At 29.5% G+C, this 12,082-nt stretch carries 21 protein-coding genes, 1 other RNA gene and 1 riboswitch; of the genes, 18 read left to right on the top strand and 4 right to left on the bottom strand.

What is annotated here, in order from left to right; genetic code table 11:
- The first annotated feature begins 61 nt into the window (after window positions 1-61).
- From ssrS to RCG18_RS03090, 3 genes are all read left to right on the top strand, one after another.
- A non-coding RNA gene (ssrS, locus tag RCG18_RS03100) (6S RNA) lies at window positions 62-244 on the top strand.
- Window positions 245-275: 31 nt separating this feature from the next.
- Window positions 276-467 (top strand): EamA family transporter, encoded by a 192-nt coding sequence (locus RCG18_RS03095; protein WP_308039974.1) that lies wholly within the window; start codon window positions 276-278, stop codon window positions 465-467.
- A 53-nt stretch (window positions 468-520) separates the two neighbouring features.
- A complete protein-coding gene (locus RCG18_RS03090; RefSeq protein WP_308039973.1) occupies window positions 521-1,072 on the top strand; it encodes a DMT family transporter in 552 nt (183 codons plus the stop codon).
- Between the two features lie 69 nt (window positions 1,073-1,141).
- Here the strand turns inward: RCG18_RS03090 and RCG18_RS03085 are convergent, their stop codons facing one another.
- The 3 genes from RCG18_RS03085 to RCG18_RS03075 form a co-directional block, all read right to left on the bottom strand.
- Window positions 1,142-1,801 (bottom strand): DUF6483 family protein, encoded by a 660-nt coding sequence (locus RCG18_RS03085; RefSeq protein ID WP_308039972.1) that lies wholly within the window; start codon window positions 1,799-1,801, stop codon window positions 1,142-1,144.
- 355 nt (window positions 1,802-2,156) lie between these two features.
- Complete coding sequence (gene pflB, locus RCG18_RS03080) at window positions 2,157-4,403, bottom strand: formate C-acetyltransferase (RefSeq protein WP_308039971.1); 2,247 nt, start codon at window positions 4,401-4,403, stop codon at window positions 2,157-2,159.
- A 75-nt stretch (window positions 4,404-4,478) separates the two neighbouring features.
- A riboswitch (ZMP/ZTP riboswitch) is annotated at window positions 4,479-4,561 on the bottom strand.
- A 183-nt stretch (window positions 4,562-4,744) separates the two neighbouring features.
- On the bottom strand, window positions 4,745-5,830 hold the full coding sequence (locus tag RCG18_RS03075) for a hypothetical protein (RefSeq protein ID WP_308039970.1): 1,086 nt from the start codon (window positions 5,828-5,830) through the stop codon (window positions 4,745-4,747).
- 212 nt (window positions 5,831-6,042) lie between these two features.
- Between RCG18_RS03075 and RCG18_RS03070 the strand changes: the two genes are divergently transcribed.
- From RCG18_RS03070 to RCG18_RS03025, 10 genes are all read left to right on the top strand, one after another.
- A complete protein-coding gene (locus RCG18_RS03070; protein ID WP_308039969.1) occupies window positions 6,043-6,207 on the top strand; it encodes a CPC_1213 family protein in 165 nt (54 codons plus the stop codon).
- Between the two features lie 55 nt (window positions 6,208-6,262).
- On the top strand, window positions 6,263-6,397 hold the full coding sequence (locus tag RCG18_RS03065; protein WP_308039968.1) for a hypothetical protein: 135 nt from the start codon (window positions 6,263-6,265) through the stop codon (window positions 6,395-6,397).
- Window positions 6,398-6,437: 40 nt separating this feature from the next.
- Window positions 6,438-6,638 carry an H-type small acid-soluble spore protein gene (locus tag RCG18_RS03060; RefSeq protein ID WP_308039967.1) on the top strand — a complete coding sequence of 67 codons (201 nt, stop codon included), beginning with the start codon at window positions 6,438-6,440 and terminating at the stop codon, window positions 6,636-6,638.
- Between the two features lie 12 nt (window positions 6,639-6,650).
- A complete protein-coding gene (locus RCG18_RS03055) occupies window positions 6,651-6,809 on the top strand; it encodes a hypothetical protein (protein WP_308039966.1) in 159 nt (52 codons plus the stop codon).
- A 14-nt stretch (window positions 6,810-6,823) separates the two neighbouring features.
- Window positions 6,824-6,967 carry a hypothetical protein gene (locus RCG18_RS03050; RefSeq protein ID WP_308039965.1) on the top strand — a complete coding sequence of 48 codons (144 nt, stop codon included), beginning with the start codon at window positions 6,824-6,826 and terminating at the stop codon, window positions 6,965-6,967.
- A gap of 168 nt (window positions 6,968-7,135) precedes the next feature.
- Window positions 7,136-7,918, top strand: a complete 783-nt coding sequence (locus tag RCG18_RS03045) for an NUDIX hydrolase (protein ID WP_308039964.1) — start codon at window positions 7,136-7,138, stop codon at window positions 7,916-7,918.
- A gap of 83 nt (window positions 7,919-8,001) precedes the next feature.
- Entirely contained in the window at window positions 8,002-8,547 is a 546-nt protein-coding gene (locus RCG18_RS03040) for an MEDS domain-containing protein (RefSeq protein ID WP_308039963.1), read from the top strand.
- 92 nt (window positions 8,548-8,639) lie between these two features.
- Entirely contained in the window at window positions 8,640-8,774 is a 135-nt protein-coding gene (locus RCG18_RS03035) for a hypothetical protein (RefSeq protein ID WP_308039962.1), read from the top strand.
- Window positions 8,775-8,795: 21 nt separating this feature from the next.
- Complete coding sequence (locus RCG18_RS03030) at window positions 8,796-8,945, top strand: hypothetical protein (protein ID WP_308039961.1); 150 nt, start codon at window positions 8,796-8,798, stop codon at window positions 8,943-8,945.
- A 95-nt stretch (window positions 8,946-9,040) separates the two neighbouring features.
- The gene (locus RCG18_RS03025; protein WP_308039960.1) at window positions 9,041-9,247 is read left to right on the top strand and encodes a hypothetical protein; all 207 of its coding nucleotides are present in this window, start codon (window positions 9,041-9,043) and stop codon (window positions 9,245-9,247) included.
- A gap of 47 nt (window positions 9,248-9,294) precedes the next feature.
- Here the strand turns inward: RCG18_RS03025 and RCG18_RS03020 are convergent, their stop codons facing one another.
- Window positions 9,295-9,648: a DUF2512 family protein gene (locus RCG18_RS03020; protein ID WP_308039959.1), complete on the bottom strand. Its 354-nt coding sequence runs from the start codon at window positions 9,646-9,648 to the stop codon at window positions 9,295-9,297.
- A 204-nt stretch (window positions 9,649-9,852) separates the two neighbouring features.
- Here RCG18_RS03020 and RCG18_RS03015 point away from each other — a divergent pair, with 204 nt between their 5' ends.
- The 5 genes from RCG18_RS03015 to RCG18_RS02995 all read left to right on the top strand — a co-directional run bounded on the left by RCG18_RS03015 (window position 9,853) and on the right by RCG18_RS02995 (window position 11,563).
- Window positions 9,853-10,053: an alpha/beta-type small acid-soluble spore protein gene (locus RCG18_RS03015; RefSeq protein ID WP_308039958.1), complete on the top strand. Its 201-nt coding sequence runs from the start codon at window positions 9,853-9,855 to the stop codon at window positions 10,051-10,053.
- Between the two features lie 137 nt (window positions 10,054-10,190).
- Window positions 10,191-10,340: a polynucleotide phosphorylase gene (locus RCG18_RS03010; protein WP_308039957.1), complete on the top strand. Its 150-nt coding sequence runs from the start codon at window positions 10,191-10,193 to the stop codon at window positions 10,338-10,340.
- Between the two features lie 119 nt (window positions 10,341-10,459).
- Window positions 10,460-10,618: a hypothetical protein gene (locus RCG18_RS03005; protein ID WP_308039956.1), complete on the top strand. Its 159-nt coding sequence runs from the start codon at window positions 10,460-10,462 to the stop codon at window positions 10,616-10,618.
- A gap of 91 nt (window positions 10,619-10,709) precedes the next feature.
- Window positions 10,710-10,901, top strand: coding sequence for an asparagine synthase (locus tag RCG18_RS03000; RefSeq protein WP_178905964.1), 192 nt, complete (start codon window positions 10,710-10,712; stop codon window positions 10,899-10,901).
- Between the two features lie 467 nt (window positions 10,902-11,368).
- Window positions 11,369-11,563 (top strand): alpha/beta-type small acid-soluble spore protein, encoded by a 195-nt coding sequence (locus RCG18_RS02995; RefSeq protein ID WP_308039955.1) that lies wholly within the window; start codon window positions 11,369-11,371, stop codon window positions 11,561-11,563.
- The last annotated feature ends 519 nt before the right edge of the window (window positions 11,564-12,082 follow it).

Below are 12,082 nucleotides of genomic sequence, written 5' to 3'. Positions count from 1 at the left end.
TATAGATAAATTCTGAAAAATATGATATAATATTCTCAAAGAAAATATATAATTAATGTAAAAATTCCTACCATGTGCGTAGAGTGAGTTTATATTGACCCAACAATTTTGAAATGGGAATCGGACTCTTTTTATGGAATGTGATGCTCAGGCAGTTTTCCCTGAGAACAAGAAGTAAAAAGGAGATGCCCACCTGCGAGAGCGGGTTCAAACATAGCTCAGGATACGGCGTGGTGGGGTTTTATTTCGTTTTTTTATGACTGGGGGAATATGTTATGAAAAAAGAATATTTATATATTATGTTATCAGCATTTATTTTTAGTACTATAGAGATAGCAGGAAAAATGATTTCCGATCAAATAAATCCCTTTCAATTAAACTTCTTAAGATTTCTCATTGGAGCTTTAATATTACTTCCAATGGAATTAAACCTGTATTTACAGTTCCTTTTGCTTACTTTTTATTAGAAGAACAATTAAGCAAGCATACTATAGTATCCTTATTAATTAGTCTAATAGGTGTGGCTTTTATACTGAACCATTTTAATATTAATGGTGATTTAAAAGGAATAATTCTTGCTATACTGGCGGCGATAACTTTCTCTATATATAGTGTGATTGGGAAGGTGCGTTCTGATAAATATGGAAGTTTATCATTAAACTGTTTTACTTTTTTAACTGGAGATATGATAATGTTAATATTAATGCTTTTTTCTAATATAAACTCAGTTGCAGCAGGAGCTAAGAATCATGGAGTATCTATTTTTGCTAATATACCTATTGCATACGGAATAAATTACGGCAATGTACTTATGATAATTTACCTTGGTGTAGTAGTGACTGGCCTAGGTTATCTCCTCTATTTTCTTGCGATGGAAAAGACCTCTGCGTCAACAGCGTCTATTATATTTTTTATAAAACCTGCACTAGCCCCAATACTTTCTTTAATAATACTTCATGAAAGCATATCTACTAATACATTAATTGAAATGGCATTCATTTTAATAGGCTCGTTTATAACATTCAAAGGAAAACAACAAAAAAATATTGAATTGCATAGAGAAACTAACTAGAAATATAACTTATGCGCAGGGACTATAAATATATTCCGGAGCATAGGTTATATTTCAGTCTAATTCTCTTTATAGTTTTCTTTTTAGCTGTTGCAAAGAATCGTTTATTTCTTCTCTAGGAAGGTTACTATTCTCTAAAGATTCATCGTCTTTTGTAAGTAAAAGCTCATAAAAAGCAATTCCTTTTTTTATAGAGTCCTTATCAAAGTTATTGTGTTGAAGAATATCATAAAGCATATCTTCTGCTTTATCGTACTTATCAATTTTAACATAATAATCTAGTATTTTATTTTCTAGTGAGATTGGCAATTTATAATCTGATATCTTTTCTATTATTAAATCTATATCTGAAAAGTAGCTTTGAAGATCACAATTGTTATCCTTATTTATGTATGCTTCTAACAATAAATTTATAGCTTTTAAATCTAAACAAAAGGCTTCGTTATGATTACCTTGGGACTCATAGATTTCTCCCTCTTCCTCCAAAAGCTTTGCCATCATTATACATTTATCTGCATTTAAGGTTCCATCGGTTTTAATCATATCCATTAAGTTTTCGTCTGAAAAAGAACTGAAAAATTTAGAGCTAAGTCTGAATATTTCCTTAAAAGTGTCATCAATTACGGAAAGTGCTTCTTCATTTTTACCATTATTTTTATATTCCAATATTTTTTCCAAGGCTTTAGTAAACTTTTTAACTAATTCAGATGTAAGACTTGATTTTAACATATTGAATCCTCCTTTTAGTCGGAACACTGGGTAATTTTGCTTGTTTCCCTTCGAGTACTGAGTAACTTAAGATTTTCGCTTCCGCTCACAAGTTACCCGTAAAAGTTCATTTATAACTTTTACCTAGCCAAATTACCCGTTAAAGTCCATTTAGGACTTTAACCTCCCAAAGTTGCATTTTATATCACTATTATTATATATCAAGTAGATAATAATTCATATAAGAAGACATTCAATTATTGAAATTAAAAATACACCCTTAAACAAAATAGCTTAAGGATGTATTTTTAGGTTTTAGGTTTTATTAGGTTAAATTAAACTTTCCGGAAGGGGATTGGAAAGTTTAATTTTTGGGCTAAATTTTTTCGTGGAATGTTCTGCTTATAACTTCTTTTTGTTGTTCTTTAGTTAATCTGTTGAAGTGAACAGCATATCCTGAAACTCTTATTGTTAAAGTTGGATACTTTTCTGGATTTTCCATAGCATCTACTAGAGTTTCTCTTCTAAGTACATTTACATTTAAGTGGAATGCACTTTGTGCGAAGTATCCATCCATTAAGTTTACAAGGTTATTTATTCTGCTTTCTTCATCTTTTCCAAGTGCATCTGGTATTATTGAGAATGTATTTGATACACCGTCTTGGCAGTATTCTCTATATGGTATTTTAGCTACTGAATTCAGTGATGCTAAAGCTCCATTCTCATCTCTTCCGTGCATTGGGTTTGCTCCTGGTGCAAAAGCTTCTCCAGCTTTTCTTCCGTCAGGAGTTGATCCTGTTTTCTTACCATAAACAACGTTTGATGTTATAGTTAACACTGATAGTGAGTGATCTGCATTTCTATATGTCTTATGCTTCTTAAGCTCAGTTGAGAATTTCTTTGTTAATTCTACTGCTATATCATCTACTCTATCATCGTCATTTCCGTATTTAGGGAAGTTACCTTCTATTTCAAAGTCAACTGCTATTCCTTCTTCATTTCTTATTGGTCTAACTTTAGCAAATTTTATTGCACTTAAAGAGTCAGCTGCAACTGATAATCCTGCTACACCAAATGCCATGAATCTCTTAACCTTTGTATCGTGAAGAGCCATTTGTCCTGCTTCATAAGCATATTTATCGTGCATATAGTGTATTGTGTTCATTGTATCAACATATAACTCAGCTACATAGTCTAATACTTTGTTGTAGTTAGTCATTACCTTATCGAAATCAAGAACTTCATCAGTTATTCTTTCTATTCCAGGTACTACTTCTATTAAGCTGCCATCCTTAGCTTTTTTCTTTTCATCTACTCCACCATTTATAGCATAAAGTAACGCTTTTGCTAAGTTTGTTCTTGCTCCGAAGAACTGCATTCTCTTACCTACTTCCATAGCAGATACGCAGCAAGCTATAGCGTAGTCATCTCCATATATTGGTCTCATTATATCATCATTTTCATATTGGATTGAGTCTGTCTTTATTGACATCTCTGCACAATACTTCTTGAAGCCTTCAGGAAGCTTTTCTGACCAAAGTACTGTCATGTTTGGTTCTGGTGCTGGTCCTAAGTTTGTTAGTGTGTGTAAGAATCTGAAAGCTGTTTTAGTAACCAATGACTTTCCGTTAACTCCAACTCCACCGATTGATTCAGTTATCCAGTTAGGGTCTCCTGCAAATAAGTCATTGTATTCAGGAGTTCTTAAGTGTCTTACCATTCTTAGTTTTATAACAAACTGGTCGATTATTTCTTGAGCTTCTGCTTCTGTTATAGCTCCACTTTGAAGATCTCTTTCTATGAATATATCTAAGAAAGTAGTGTTTCTTCCTAGTGACATTGCTGCTCCGTTATTTTCTTTTACTGCAGCTAAGTATCCAAAGTATACGAATTGAACTGCTTCCACAGCATTTGAAGCTGGTGCTGATATATCTATTCCATATGATAAAGCCATTGCTTTTAATTCTTGCATAGCACGAAGTTGCATTGAAACTTCTTCTCTAAGTCTTATAGTTTCATCACAGGATCCTTTTAATTCGTTTAAATCCTTCTTCTTTTGTGCTATTAGGAAGTCCATTCCGTATAGAGCTATTCTTCTGTAGTCACCTATTATTCTTCCTCTTCCATAAGCATCAGGTAGTCCAGTTAAAAGACCTACTGTTCTTGCTTTTCTTGTTTCTTCTGTATAAGCATCGAAAACTCCTTCGTTGTGAGTTTTTCTGTATTTCTTAAAGTTCTTGTTTAATTCTTCATCCATTTTGAAGCCGTATTCTTCAAGGGATTGCTCAACCATTCTCATTCCACCGAATGGGTTCATTATTCTCTTTAATGGAGCATCTGTTTGATATCCAACGATTACTTCATTTTCTTTATCTAAGTATCCTGGTTTAAAGTTGTTTATACCAGAGAATTCCTTAGTCTCAACGTCCATAACGCCTTTTTTAATTTCTTCTATAATAAGAGCTTCTGCCTTGTCCCATAAACTCTTAGTTTTAACTGTTGGAGCTGCTAAGAAACTTTTATCTCCATCATACATTGTATAGTTCTTTTGTATGAAGTCTCTTACGTCTATTGTTTCTGTCCATTTTCCTAATTGGAATCCTTGCCATACGTTTTTCTTCATAAAAAATGCCTCCTTAAAATAAAAAAATAGTTTACTAGTAGTCCAGAAGGCATCGAAAAGCGTAATACCACCTGGACATTTTGCCCAGGCGGTCGGCATTTTTTTACAAATCACACTCCCTGTGGTAAACTCCACTTCCGCCAGTAATGTGACTAATTGTAAAGACAATACAAATACTAAATATTGTAACGTAATTTAAAAATTTTTTGACTTTTTTTAATTATATTATAATAGTAACCAATAATCTAATTTATGTCAATTACTAAATCTAAAAAATTTAATTTAAACAAAAAATAGATTTTAGAGTTAAATAAATTAATTACTCTAAAATCTATTTTTCTTTAAATTAAATTATTAGCTATATTAACGAGAAAATCTTGAACATTGGTAACAACTGAGGTTACTTCTAAACTTCCTCTATCTCTAAGTTTATTTACTCCAAATTCCGATATATCTACAGTATATATATATACTGGTCTTATTTTGTCATTTTCAACTTTATACATTGGTGTCATATTTCCTGTAGCTATAGTGTGAAGTTGTGTCGCAAGGCAGATAACAGTAGTAGCCTTTTTGCAGTGAACTCTCATAGCATTTTGGGCATCATAAACATTAGCAATAACAGGAGGTAGAGGCCCATCATCCCTTATTGAACCAGCTAGTACCAGAGGAATGTTGTTTTTTACACAGGTGTAAACTACTCCGTCTGTAATATTTTCACTTTCAACAAATTTTTCTAATGAACCTGCGCGTCTTGCCTTATTAATAATATCGATATGATTATAATGACCATTAAAAACTGAATATTGTGTATAGATATCCTGACCTAAAGCAGTTTTTAATACTGAACCTTCTAAATCATGTGTTGCCAATGCGTTTCCTGCGAAAATGGCATCAACATAACCACCTTCTATTAATTGAGACATAGCATTTTTTGAATCATGATCAAATATTACAGCAGGCCCTAAAACCCATAATATGTATCCGTTATCCTTTTCATATTTTAATAGTTCATACAAACTATCATAGTCTTTTGAATATGAACTTTCCCTTGTTCGGCCGGATCTGAATGCAAATGACTGCTCCTCAACTGAATCCTGTATAAAACCATCAACATATACAAATATACCATCTTCAGCATTTTCTCTTCTACCTAGAACAACATTATCTCCAACATTTAAATTTCTAAATTCTTTAATATCCAATTTTTTATTTTCATTAACAACTACAACACAATCCATGCGGCTCTCAGAAGCGAGAATCCATTTTCCATCTATCTTAAAGTATTCAGGATATATTGATGTTGCATGATAGTTATCAGGAGCTATTCCTTTTAATGTAACTCTTTCCGTTTTAACGTTAGGAGCTGATATAAAAGGTTCTTCTGCAAAATTTGGTGAGTGATATTCAGGTAATTTAAAGCTCATAAAAGTACCTCCGTATAAAAAAAATTAGTGTTTAACTTATTTAATATAGTACCTGGTAGATAAATTTTATCAAAGTACTGTTTAGTAGTAAATATAAAACATTAATACATACGATTAATTTAATTATATTGTTTAACTATATTTGAAGGTTTATTCTTTAAGCATAAAAACAACTATAGAGGAAAAGCTAGTACTAGAAAGGAGAGATGTGTATGCAAAACAAAATGGAGCACACAAATAATAATAAAAAAGAAGATGGAAGATTTAGAAAAAAACATATAGATCACAGTCCACAAGATGAAAGTTCAAGAGCAAAGTTTGGCACACAATCGGAAAAACATTTGGACTCATTAGTAGGATTAGACGAAGAGCAATAAGTTATTATACAGAAATATAATTTTTATATAAATAATGAGTAAAAGGAGAGTTTTTATGGAAAATAGAAACAAGCAACCTAAAAAGTGGTCAGATGACCCTAATAGTGCAAAATATCATTCTAGAAGTGCAAAATATAAGGCAGAGCATAAAGATGGAAAAAATACTAAGGAAAATTGGAATGCAGATTAAACTAGTTAGATGTATTTGCAAAAGGTGGAGGTAATTTATTATGGATATAGAAAGAGTTAAAGAAATAATGAGCTCACCGGAGAATATAGAAGTACTATATAATCGTCATTCAGTATGGCTTGATGGTGTAGATGATAAAGCTGGTAGAGTTAAGGTTAGAATTTTGGATATGGGAGAAAATGTTTATGTTCCAGTAGATGATTTGGTAGATACAAGAAAAATAATTAATATAGATAGATAGAGGTGTTAGTTTATGGGAAGATGGAGAAATAAAGGGCATCATGAAAAAGCAATGGAAACAGCAAAAGATCTGCTTGACAAAGGAATGGGTATGGGAGAAATAAAAGAAATAACAGAGCTTAATGAACAGGATGTAATAAAGGCTAAGGATAAAATGAATGGTAACAGATAAAAGGAGGTCTAGCTATGAGTGATAAAGTAGATAGCTTAAAAGAGAGGGCTAGAGAGATGCTTATAGATGGAGAAACAGGAGACAAAATTAGAAAGGAAACACATCTAAGAGAAAAGGATATAAAAAGAGTACAAAAGGGTATAACAAAACACTTTTAAATTATAAACAAAAGGCTGATGGAGTATAAATTCATTAGCCTTTTAATGTGTGTTGAGCTTAGAATTCTGTTTATGTAAATTTATGATATAAACCTTGAAGAATGTTGTATAATAAATATAATAGAATACTTTGATTTTATAGAATAAGCTTACGAGGCGGTGAAGGAAATGCTTAAAAGAGATACAAGAGTTCAAATTTTTATTGTAGAAAATGGAAAGTATATTTTACTAAAGCATCATGATATAAAAAGAGATCTATACTTTTGGGGAGTTCCTGGAGGTGGAAGAGAAATTGGTGAAACTGATGAAGAAGCTGCAATAAGAGAGGCATATGAAGAGACTGGATTAAAAGTTAAACTTTTATCTATAAAAATAGAAGGGGTACCTCAAATAAAAACGTCCATGTATAATCGAGTAGTTACTTTTTTAGCATATCCTACTGAGGGAAAGGCTAAGCTTGGATATGAACCAGAACCAGAATTAAAACAATATTACAGATTAGTGGATATTAAGTGGAAAGATTTCTATGATGATAGTGATTTAGAGAGAATAACTTATAATGAGATAGTTCCATTTAGAAATATTATAGATTCGGAAAAGTTTATTAAAAAAAAGGAATTTTTTATATGTAAAATAGTAAATAAAACTAAGTATTGTTTATTGCTTTATAATGAAAAAAATCAACAATTTGAGTTACCGTCTCAAAAAAATCAATTTATATCGAAATATATTAGAAATCTTAACAACAAATTAATAAATAATATAGGGTTTTTTTTAAGTGAAAACGATGGAATTTTATATAAAATAGATATAATTTACATTGAGATATCTGATAGTTATGATATTGATGTAGAATGTGGAGGAAAATGGTTTAAATATGATGAATTATATCAAATGAATTTAGATAGAATTTGTCAAAATATTATAGAAAAAGTAAATAAAAGTGTATAGACTAGAGTTAAGTTTTAGAAGGAATATATGTATAAATTGTAGAATATACTTGTTAAAACTATATTATGAAAAGGATAACTATCATGAATAATTACGGGGTATACGGAGTGCATTGTGTTTTATATTACTGTGGAATAGAACATATGCTTGTTAATATTTACGATTATGTAAATAAGGGAATTGAAGAGAAACAATTAGTATATTTACATGTAGAACCAGAGTTGTATAAAGTTATTTCAGAAAGCTTACATAAAGAAGGTTTTCAGATAGAAACTTTTAATATCCCACATTTAATGCAGATTTATAATAATAAAGAAATAAAATGTTTAGCTGATTATTTTCTTGATTGTGAAAGAAAGGCGAAAGATAAAGGTTATTTAGGTATAAGGATTGTTAATCAAGTAAGTTATTTATTAAAAAAAGTATCAAATGAAGATTTTTTAGATTTCGAAAATATGTTAACTGAGGCTGTTGAAGGAAAGAATGTCTCTATGATGTGTGCTTACGATTTTGATGATTATATTAATAAAAAGAAATTTATCAATGATGTTTTACTAGAACAATCTTTCGATAATCATAATTATAGGTTTTATAAGTTTAGATTAATGAAAAATACCAGGTGCATATAAAAATTACATGCATCTGGTATTTATGCTTTAATTATAAAAGCATAAAACACTTTGCTTTGGAAAAAATAAATTTGGGAGTGAGGTGTTTTTTTATGAGTGCTAAAGGTAAATTGACAAACAAGCAAGCTGCAGCCATAGGATTATATGCAATGGATAATGGTCAAAATAAATACAAAAAAGATAGAGTGGAAAAGCAAAAGAAAAATGATAATGTAAAACCACATTAGTCTATGTTTGGAGGATATGCTATGGTTAAAAAAAATCAAAAACTTCCGCATGCGCAAGCTGTTAGGCATGCAAAAAGACTACTTGATAAAGGGAATAGTATTTCACAGGTTATACAACAAACTCAGTTAAGCCATACAGAAATATTAAGAATAAAAAATGAAGACATATAAATAGATCAAAGAGAACTTGAAAACCTCAGAAGATATAACTGAGGTTTTCAATGCCTAGCCAGTGAATTATATAAGCTATAAAGAGGGTGAGTATTATGAAAAGGCATATGATAGGGCAACAAATAAGTGAGGAAAGACTTAAAGAAATAAAAGACATTAATGAAGCTAATAGAAGTGCAGATGAGATAGAAACAATAGAAATTAAACCTACAATGCAAACAGGGTACAATAAAGATGGAACAATAAAAGAAGAAGAAATAAGGCCATTTATGTACGAATTAAATGGCATAAAAGACAAATAAGAGCTGAAAAGCTCTTTTATTTTATTAATGTATAAATCTAGAGTTAATTATTCAAGTTTTTTTAATTTAGTGTTAGTTAATAAATATCTATTAATAAAAAATTCAACAATTGCCAGAATAGTTGCGGCTATTAAAGCTCCAATCAAGTTAACTGAAGAACCTGGAAGTAAAAACTGTGTAGAATAAATAACTGCAAATGCTGCTAAAAACTCACATATTGTATTTATTAGTAAAAAACCTGGTCTTAATAGAACTAAATCTATCAAATGAGTTATTGCGGCAAGCACAACACCAACAAATATAGATTGGTAAAAATATGGATAAGATATATCAGTAAATATATAGTTAGATAGTAATAATATAACGGGAAAAATTATAATTTTTATTATGAAACCAGCCATAAATACAAAGCTCCCTTCTTTATTTAATATACAGATTTGTTTATTAATATAATAATATTCTGTCCCAATTTTGAAAAATAATAGCTGCTTTTCATCTAATTAAATAGATTAATAAATCTGTAATGGAGCAAACTTATAATACAAGTAAATATTATATGCAACCACACCAAAACTTATAAAGGTTTAAAGAGGAGGTAATATTTTATGGCAAGCAGAGGAAATAGAGTATTAGTACCAGAAGCTAAATATGCATTAGACCAATTTAAGATAGAGGTAGCAAGTGATTTTGGGTTGCCAAATTATGAGAATATAGATAAAGGAAATTTAACATCCAGAGAAAATGGTTCAATAGGTGGAGAAATGGTTAAAAGAATGGTTGAATCATATGAAAAAGGCTTAAGTTAAATATATATAAGAGTCAGATGGGTCATTTACCATCTGACTTTTTATAATATAAAGTTGTTGCATAAAAGTGTAATATAATTATTAAAATAATAAGAGATTAATATCTTAATTATATTTGAACATTAGGAGGTATTTACATGGAAGATAAGTTTGTAAATAGCATAAAAGCTCTAGAATATGCAGATTTAAAGGAACATCAAGAAAAAAGAATGAGAGAATTAGAAAAAAAGTTTAATGAAGAGTTTGGTACAGCATATTATTTTATGGTCATGGAACAAAATAGATAGTGTAATATTCCTAAGGTTATATTTACTAACCTTAGGAATGTTTATTTTAATCTAAAATATTATTACAAAGTATAAAATAATTTCTATGTAAGAAAATAAGTTTAGAAGGGAGTGTTTATATGGAAAAAACATATTCAAAGCAAGAATCAGATAGAAAACAGGTAAAAAGTCTAACTCCACAAAATGATTCTGATATAGATAGTCAAGTATATGGAGATGATACTCATATATCTACTCAAATTACAACAAATTATTACTATAATCCTAGAAATGAATAAATAATGTGGAAACTAAGGTGCTTAAATTCAGAATAAAGTAAAGTAGCATTAGAGAAAATAATAATACACTTAATTTTTAGGAGGTAGTCATATGAGAGAAGGTTTAGTACCTACAGTTTTAGGTGTCGCAGTAACTACAGGAGCAGTGGCTCTAAGAGCAATGGATATGAAGAAGAGAGGAATGAAGAGAAAAGAAATGTTGCCTATGGCAGAAACAGCTGCATTAGGATTTGGATTAGCCCATATAGTACTAGGAACTATAGATTTAATTGAGCATAGATAAAAAAATTAAAAGAAGCCGGGTTTTAAGCCTAGCTTCTTTTTTAAATGAAGGAAATTTATTATAGCGAGATTAATTATTTTATTAATCTCAAGTAAAGTTTAACCTCAAATAAAAATTTTTATACTAAAATATAAAAGATAAGTTTGGAAAATAGATATAATATTTTACGGTTTTAAATTAAAATAACTCTGAATTTAATCAGAGTTATTTTAATTATGCGGCTAAATGTTTTAAGTAGATGTTAATCATAACTTTATGGGTAGTGTTACATTATCAAGGCATTATATATTTTAGCCAAAATTTTAAGTTTTATACTAATGAGCCACAAACATTAATTAATAGTTTTTGATACAACCTTTAGCAATAAGTAGATTTTTTACATGTAATTTAATAGGTTATTAAATAGAAAAATACATAAACTTATATTACAATCAAATATTTAATAAATTAAAAGGAGGAACTAGATTATGGCAAGCAGAGGAAATAGAGTGTTAGTACCACAAGCAAAAGCAGGATTAGATAGATTCAAAATGGAAGCAGCTAGAGAAGTAGGTGTAAATTTAAAAGAAGGATATAATGGAGATCTTACTTCAAGAGAAAATGGTTCTGTTGGAGGGCAAATGGTTAAAAAAATGGTAGAAGCTTATGAAAAAGGCTTATAATAATATACTAGAATGAAAGTCAGAGTTAAATTAGCTCTGACTCTTTATTTGCCTATAGACTTTTAACATATTAGTTTAAATTATTACTTTTGGAATTCTTACTAATGTAAATAGTAAATGACTCTATTCCTAAATTAGCAAATTTAATAAATAGGATAAGTGAATATATAAGCAACCCCATCAATGAAATAAATAGCACCATAATGAGAATACCCACTATAGCAAATATATGATAATTCATCAAACTAAAACCCCCTTAAGCTAAATATATTAAATTAATATTACGATATTACAAAAAATAAATAGATAATAAAAAATAGGCATTTAATGCCGCTACAGTAAAGCACTTGTTAAATTCAGGTGCTTATTTTGTTATGAAATTAAATTTTGTACTTTTGAACTGTGTAATTAACTAAAAAATTAAAATACCGTTTTTTATACAAATTTAATTCAAAAAAATCTTAAATTTTGTAAATAATGGTTGAATATTTGTTTTAAATGATGTATAATATAATTATA

This window comes from Clostridium sp. OS1-26, assembly GCF_030915445.1.
Taxonomy (GTDB): Bacteria; Bacillota; Clostridia; order Clostridiales; family Clostridiaceae; genus Clostridium_AM.
This window is presented reverse-complemented; position numbering and strand designations above follow the sequence as displayed.

What these genes read in the sequence shown, in the direction of transcription:
- RCG18_RS03095 (WP_308039974.1), top strand. Translation starts at nt 276, where the DNA reads ATGAAAAAAGAATATTTATATATTATGTTATCAGCATTTATTTTTAGT.
- RCG18_RS03085 (WP_308039972.1), bottom strand. Translation starts at nt 1,801, where the DNA reads ATGTTAAAATCAAGTCTTACATCTGAATTAGTTAAAAAGTTTACTAAA.
- pflB (WP_308039971.1), bottom strand. Translation starts at nt 4,403, where the DNA reads ATGAAGAAAAACGTATGGCAAGGATTCCAATTAGGAAAATGGACAGAA.
- RCG18_RS03075 (WP_308039970.1), bottom strand. Translation starts at nt 5,830, where the DNA reads ATGAGCTTTAAATTACCTGAATATCACTCACCAAATTTTGCAGAAGAA.
- RCG18_RS03070 (WP_308039969.1), top strand. Translation starts at nt 6,043, where the DNA reads ATGCAAAACAAAATGGAGCACACAAATAATAATAAAAAAGAAGATGGA.
- RCG18_RS03065 (WP_308039968.1), top strand. Translation starts at nt 6,263, where the DNA reads ATGGAAAATAGAAACAAGCAACCTAAAAAGTGGTCAGATGACCCTAAT.
- RCG18_RS03060 (WP_308039967.1), top strand. Translation starts at nt 6,438, where the DNA reads ATGGATATAGAAAGAGTTAAAGAAATAATGAGCTCACCGGAGAATATA.
- RCG18_RS03055 (WP_308039966.1), top strand. Translation starts at nt 6,651, where the DNA reads ATGGGAAGATGGAGAAATAAAGGGCATCATGAAAAAGCAATGGAAACA.
- RCG18_RS03050 (WP_308039965.1), top strand. Translation starts at nt 6,824, where the DNA reads ATGAGTGATAAAGTAGATAGCTTAAAAGAGAGGGCTAGAGAGATGCTT.
- RCG18_RS03045 (WP_308039964.1), top strand. Translation starts at nt 7,136, where the DNA reads ATGCTTAAAAGAGATACAAGAGTTCAAATTTTTATTGTAGAAAATGGA.
- RCG18_RS03040 (WP_308039963.1), top strand. Translation starts at nt 8,002, where the DNA reads ATGAATAATTACGGGGTATACGGAGTGCATTGTGTTTTATATTACTGT.
- RCG18_RS03035 (WP_308039962.1), top strand. Translation starts at nt 8,640, where the DNA reads ATGAGTGCTAAAGGTAAATTGACAAACAAGCAAGCTGCAGCCATAGGA.
- RCG18_RS03030 (WP_308039961.1), top strand. Translation starts at nt 8,796, where the DNA reads ATGGTTAAAAAAAATCAAAAACTTCCGCATGCGCAAGCTGTTAGGCAT.
- RCG18_RS03025 (WP_308039960.1), top strand. Translation starts at nt 9,041, where the DNA reads ATGAAAAGGCATATGATAGGGCAACAAATAAGTGAGGAAAGACTTAAA.
- RCG18_RS03020 (WP_308039959.1), bottom strand. Translation starts at nt 9,648, where the DNA reads ATGGCTGGTTTCATAATAAAAATTATAATTTTTCCCGTTATATTATTA.
- RCG18_RS03015 (WP_308039958.1), top strand. Translation starts at nt 9,853, where the DNA reads ATGGCAAGCAGAGGAAATAGAGTATTAGTACCAGAAGCTAAATATGCA.
- RCG18_RS03010 (WP_308039957.1), top strand. Translation starts at nt 10,191, where the DNA reads ATGGAAGATAAGTTTGTAAATAGCATAAAAGCTCTAGAATATGCAGAT.
- RCG18_RS03005 (WP_308039956.1), top strand. Translation starts at nt 10,460, where the DNA reads ATGGAAAAAACATATTCAAAGCAAGAATCAGATAGAAAACAGGTAAAA.
- RCG18_RS03000 (WP_178905964.1), top strand. Translation starts at nt 10,710, where the DNA reads ATGAGAGAAGGTTTAGTACCTACAGTTTTAGGTGTCGCAGTAACTACA.
- RCG18_RS02995 (WP_308039955.1), top strand. Translation starts at nt 11,369, where the DNA reads ATGGCAAGCAGAGGAAATAGAGTGTTAGTACCACAAGCAAAAGCAGGA.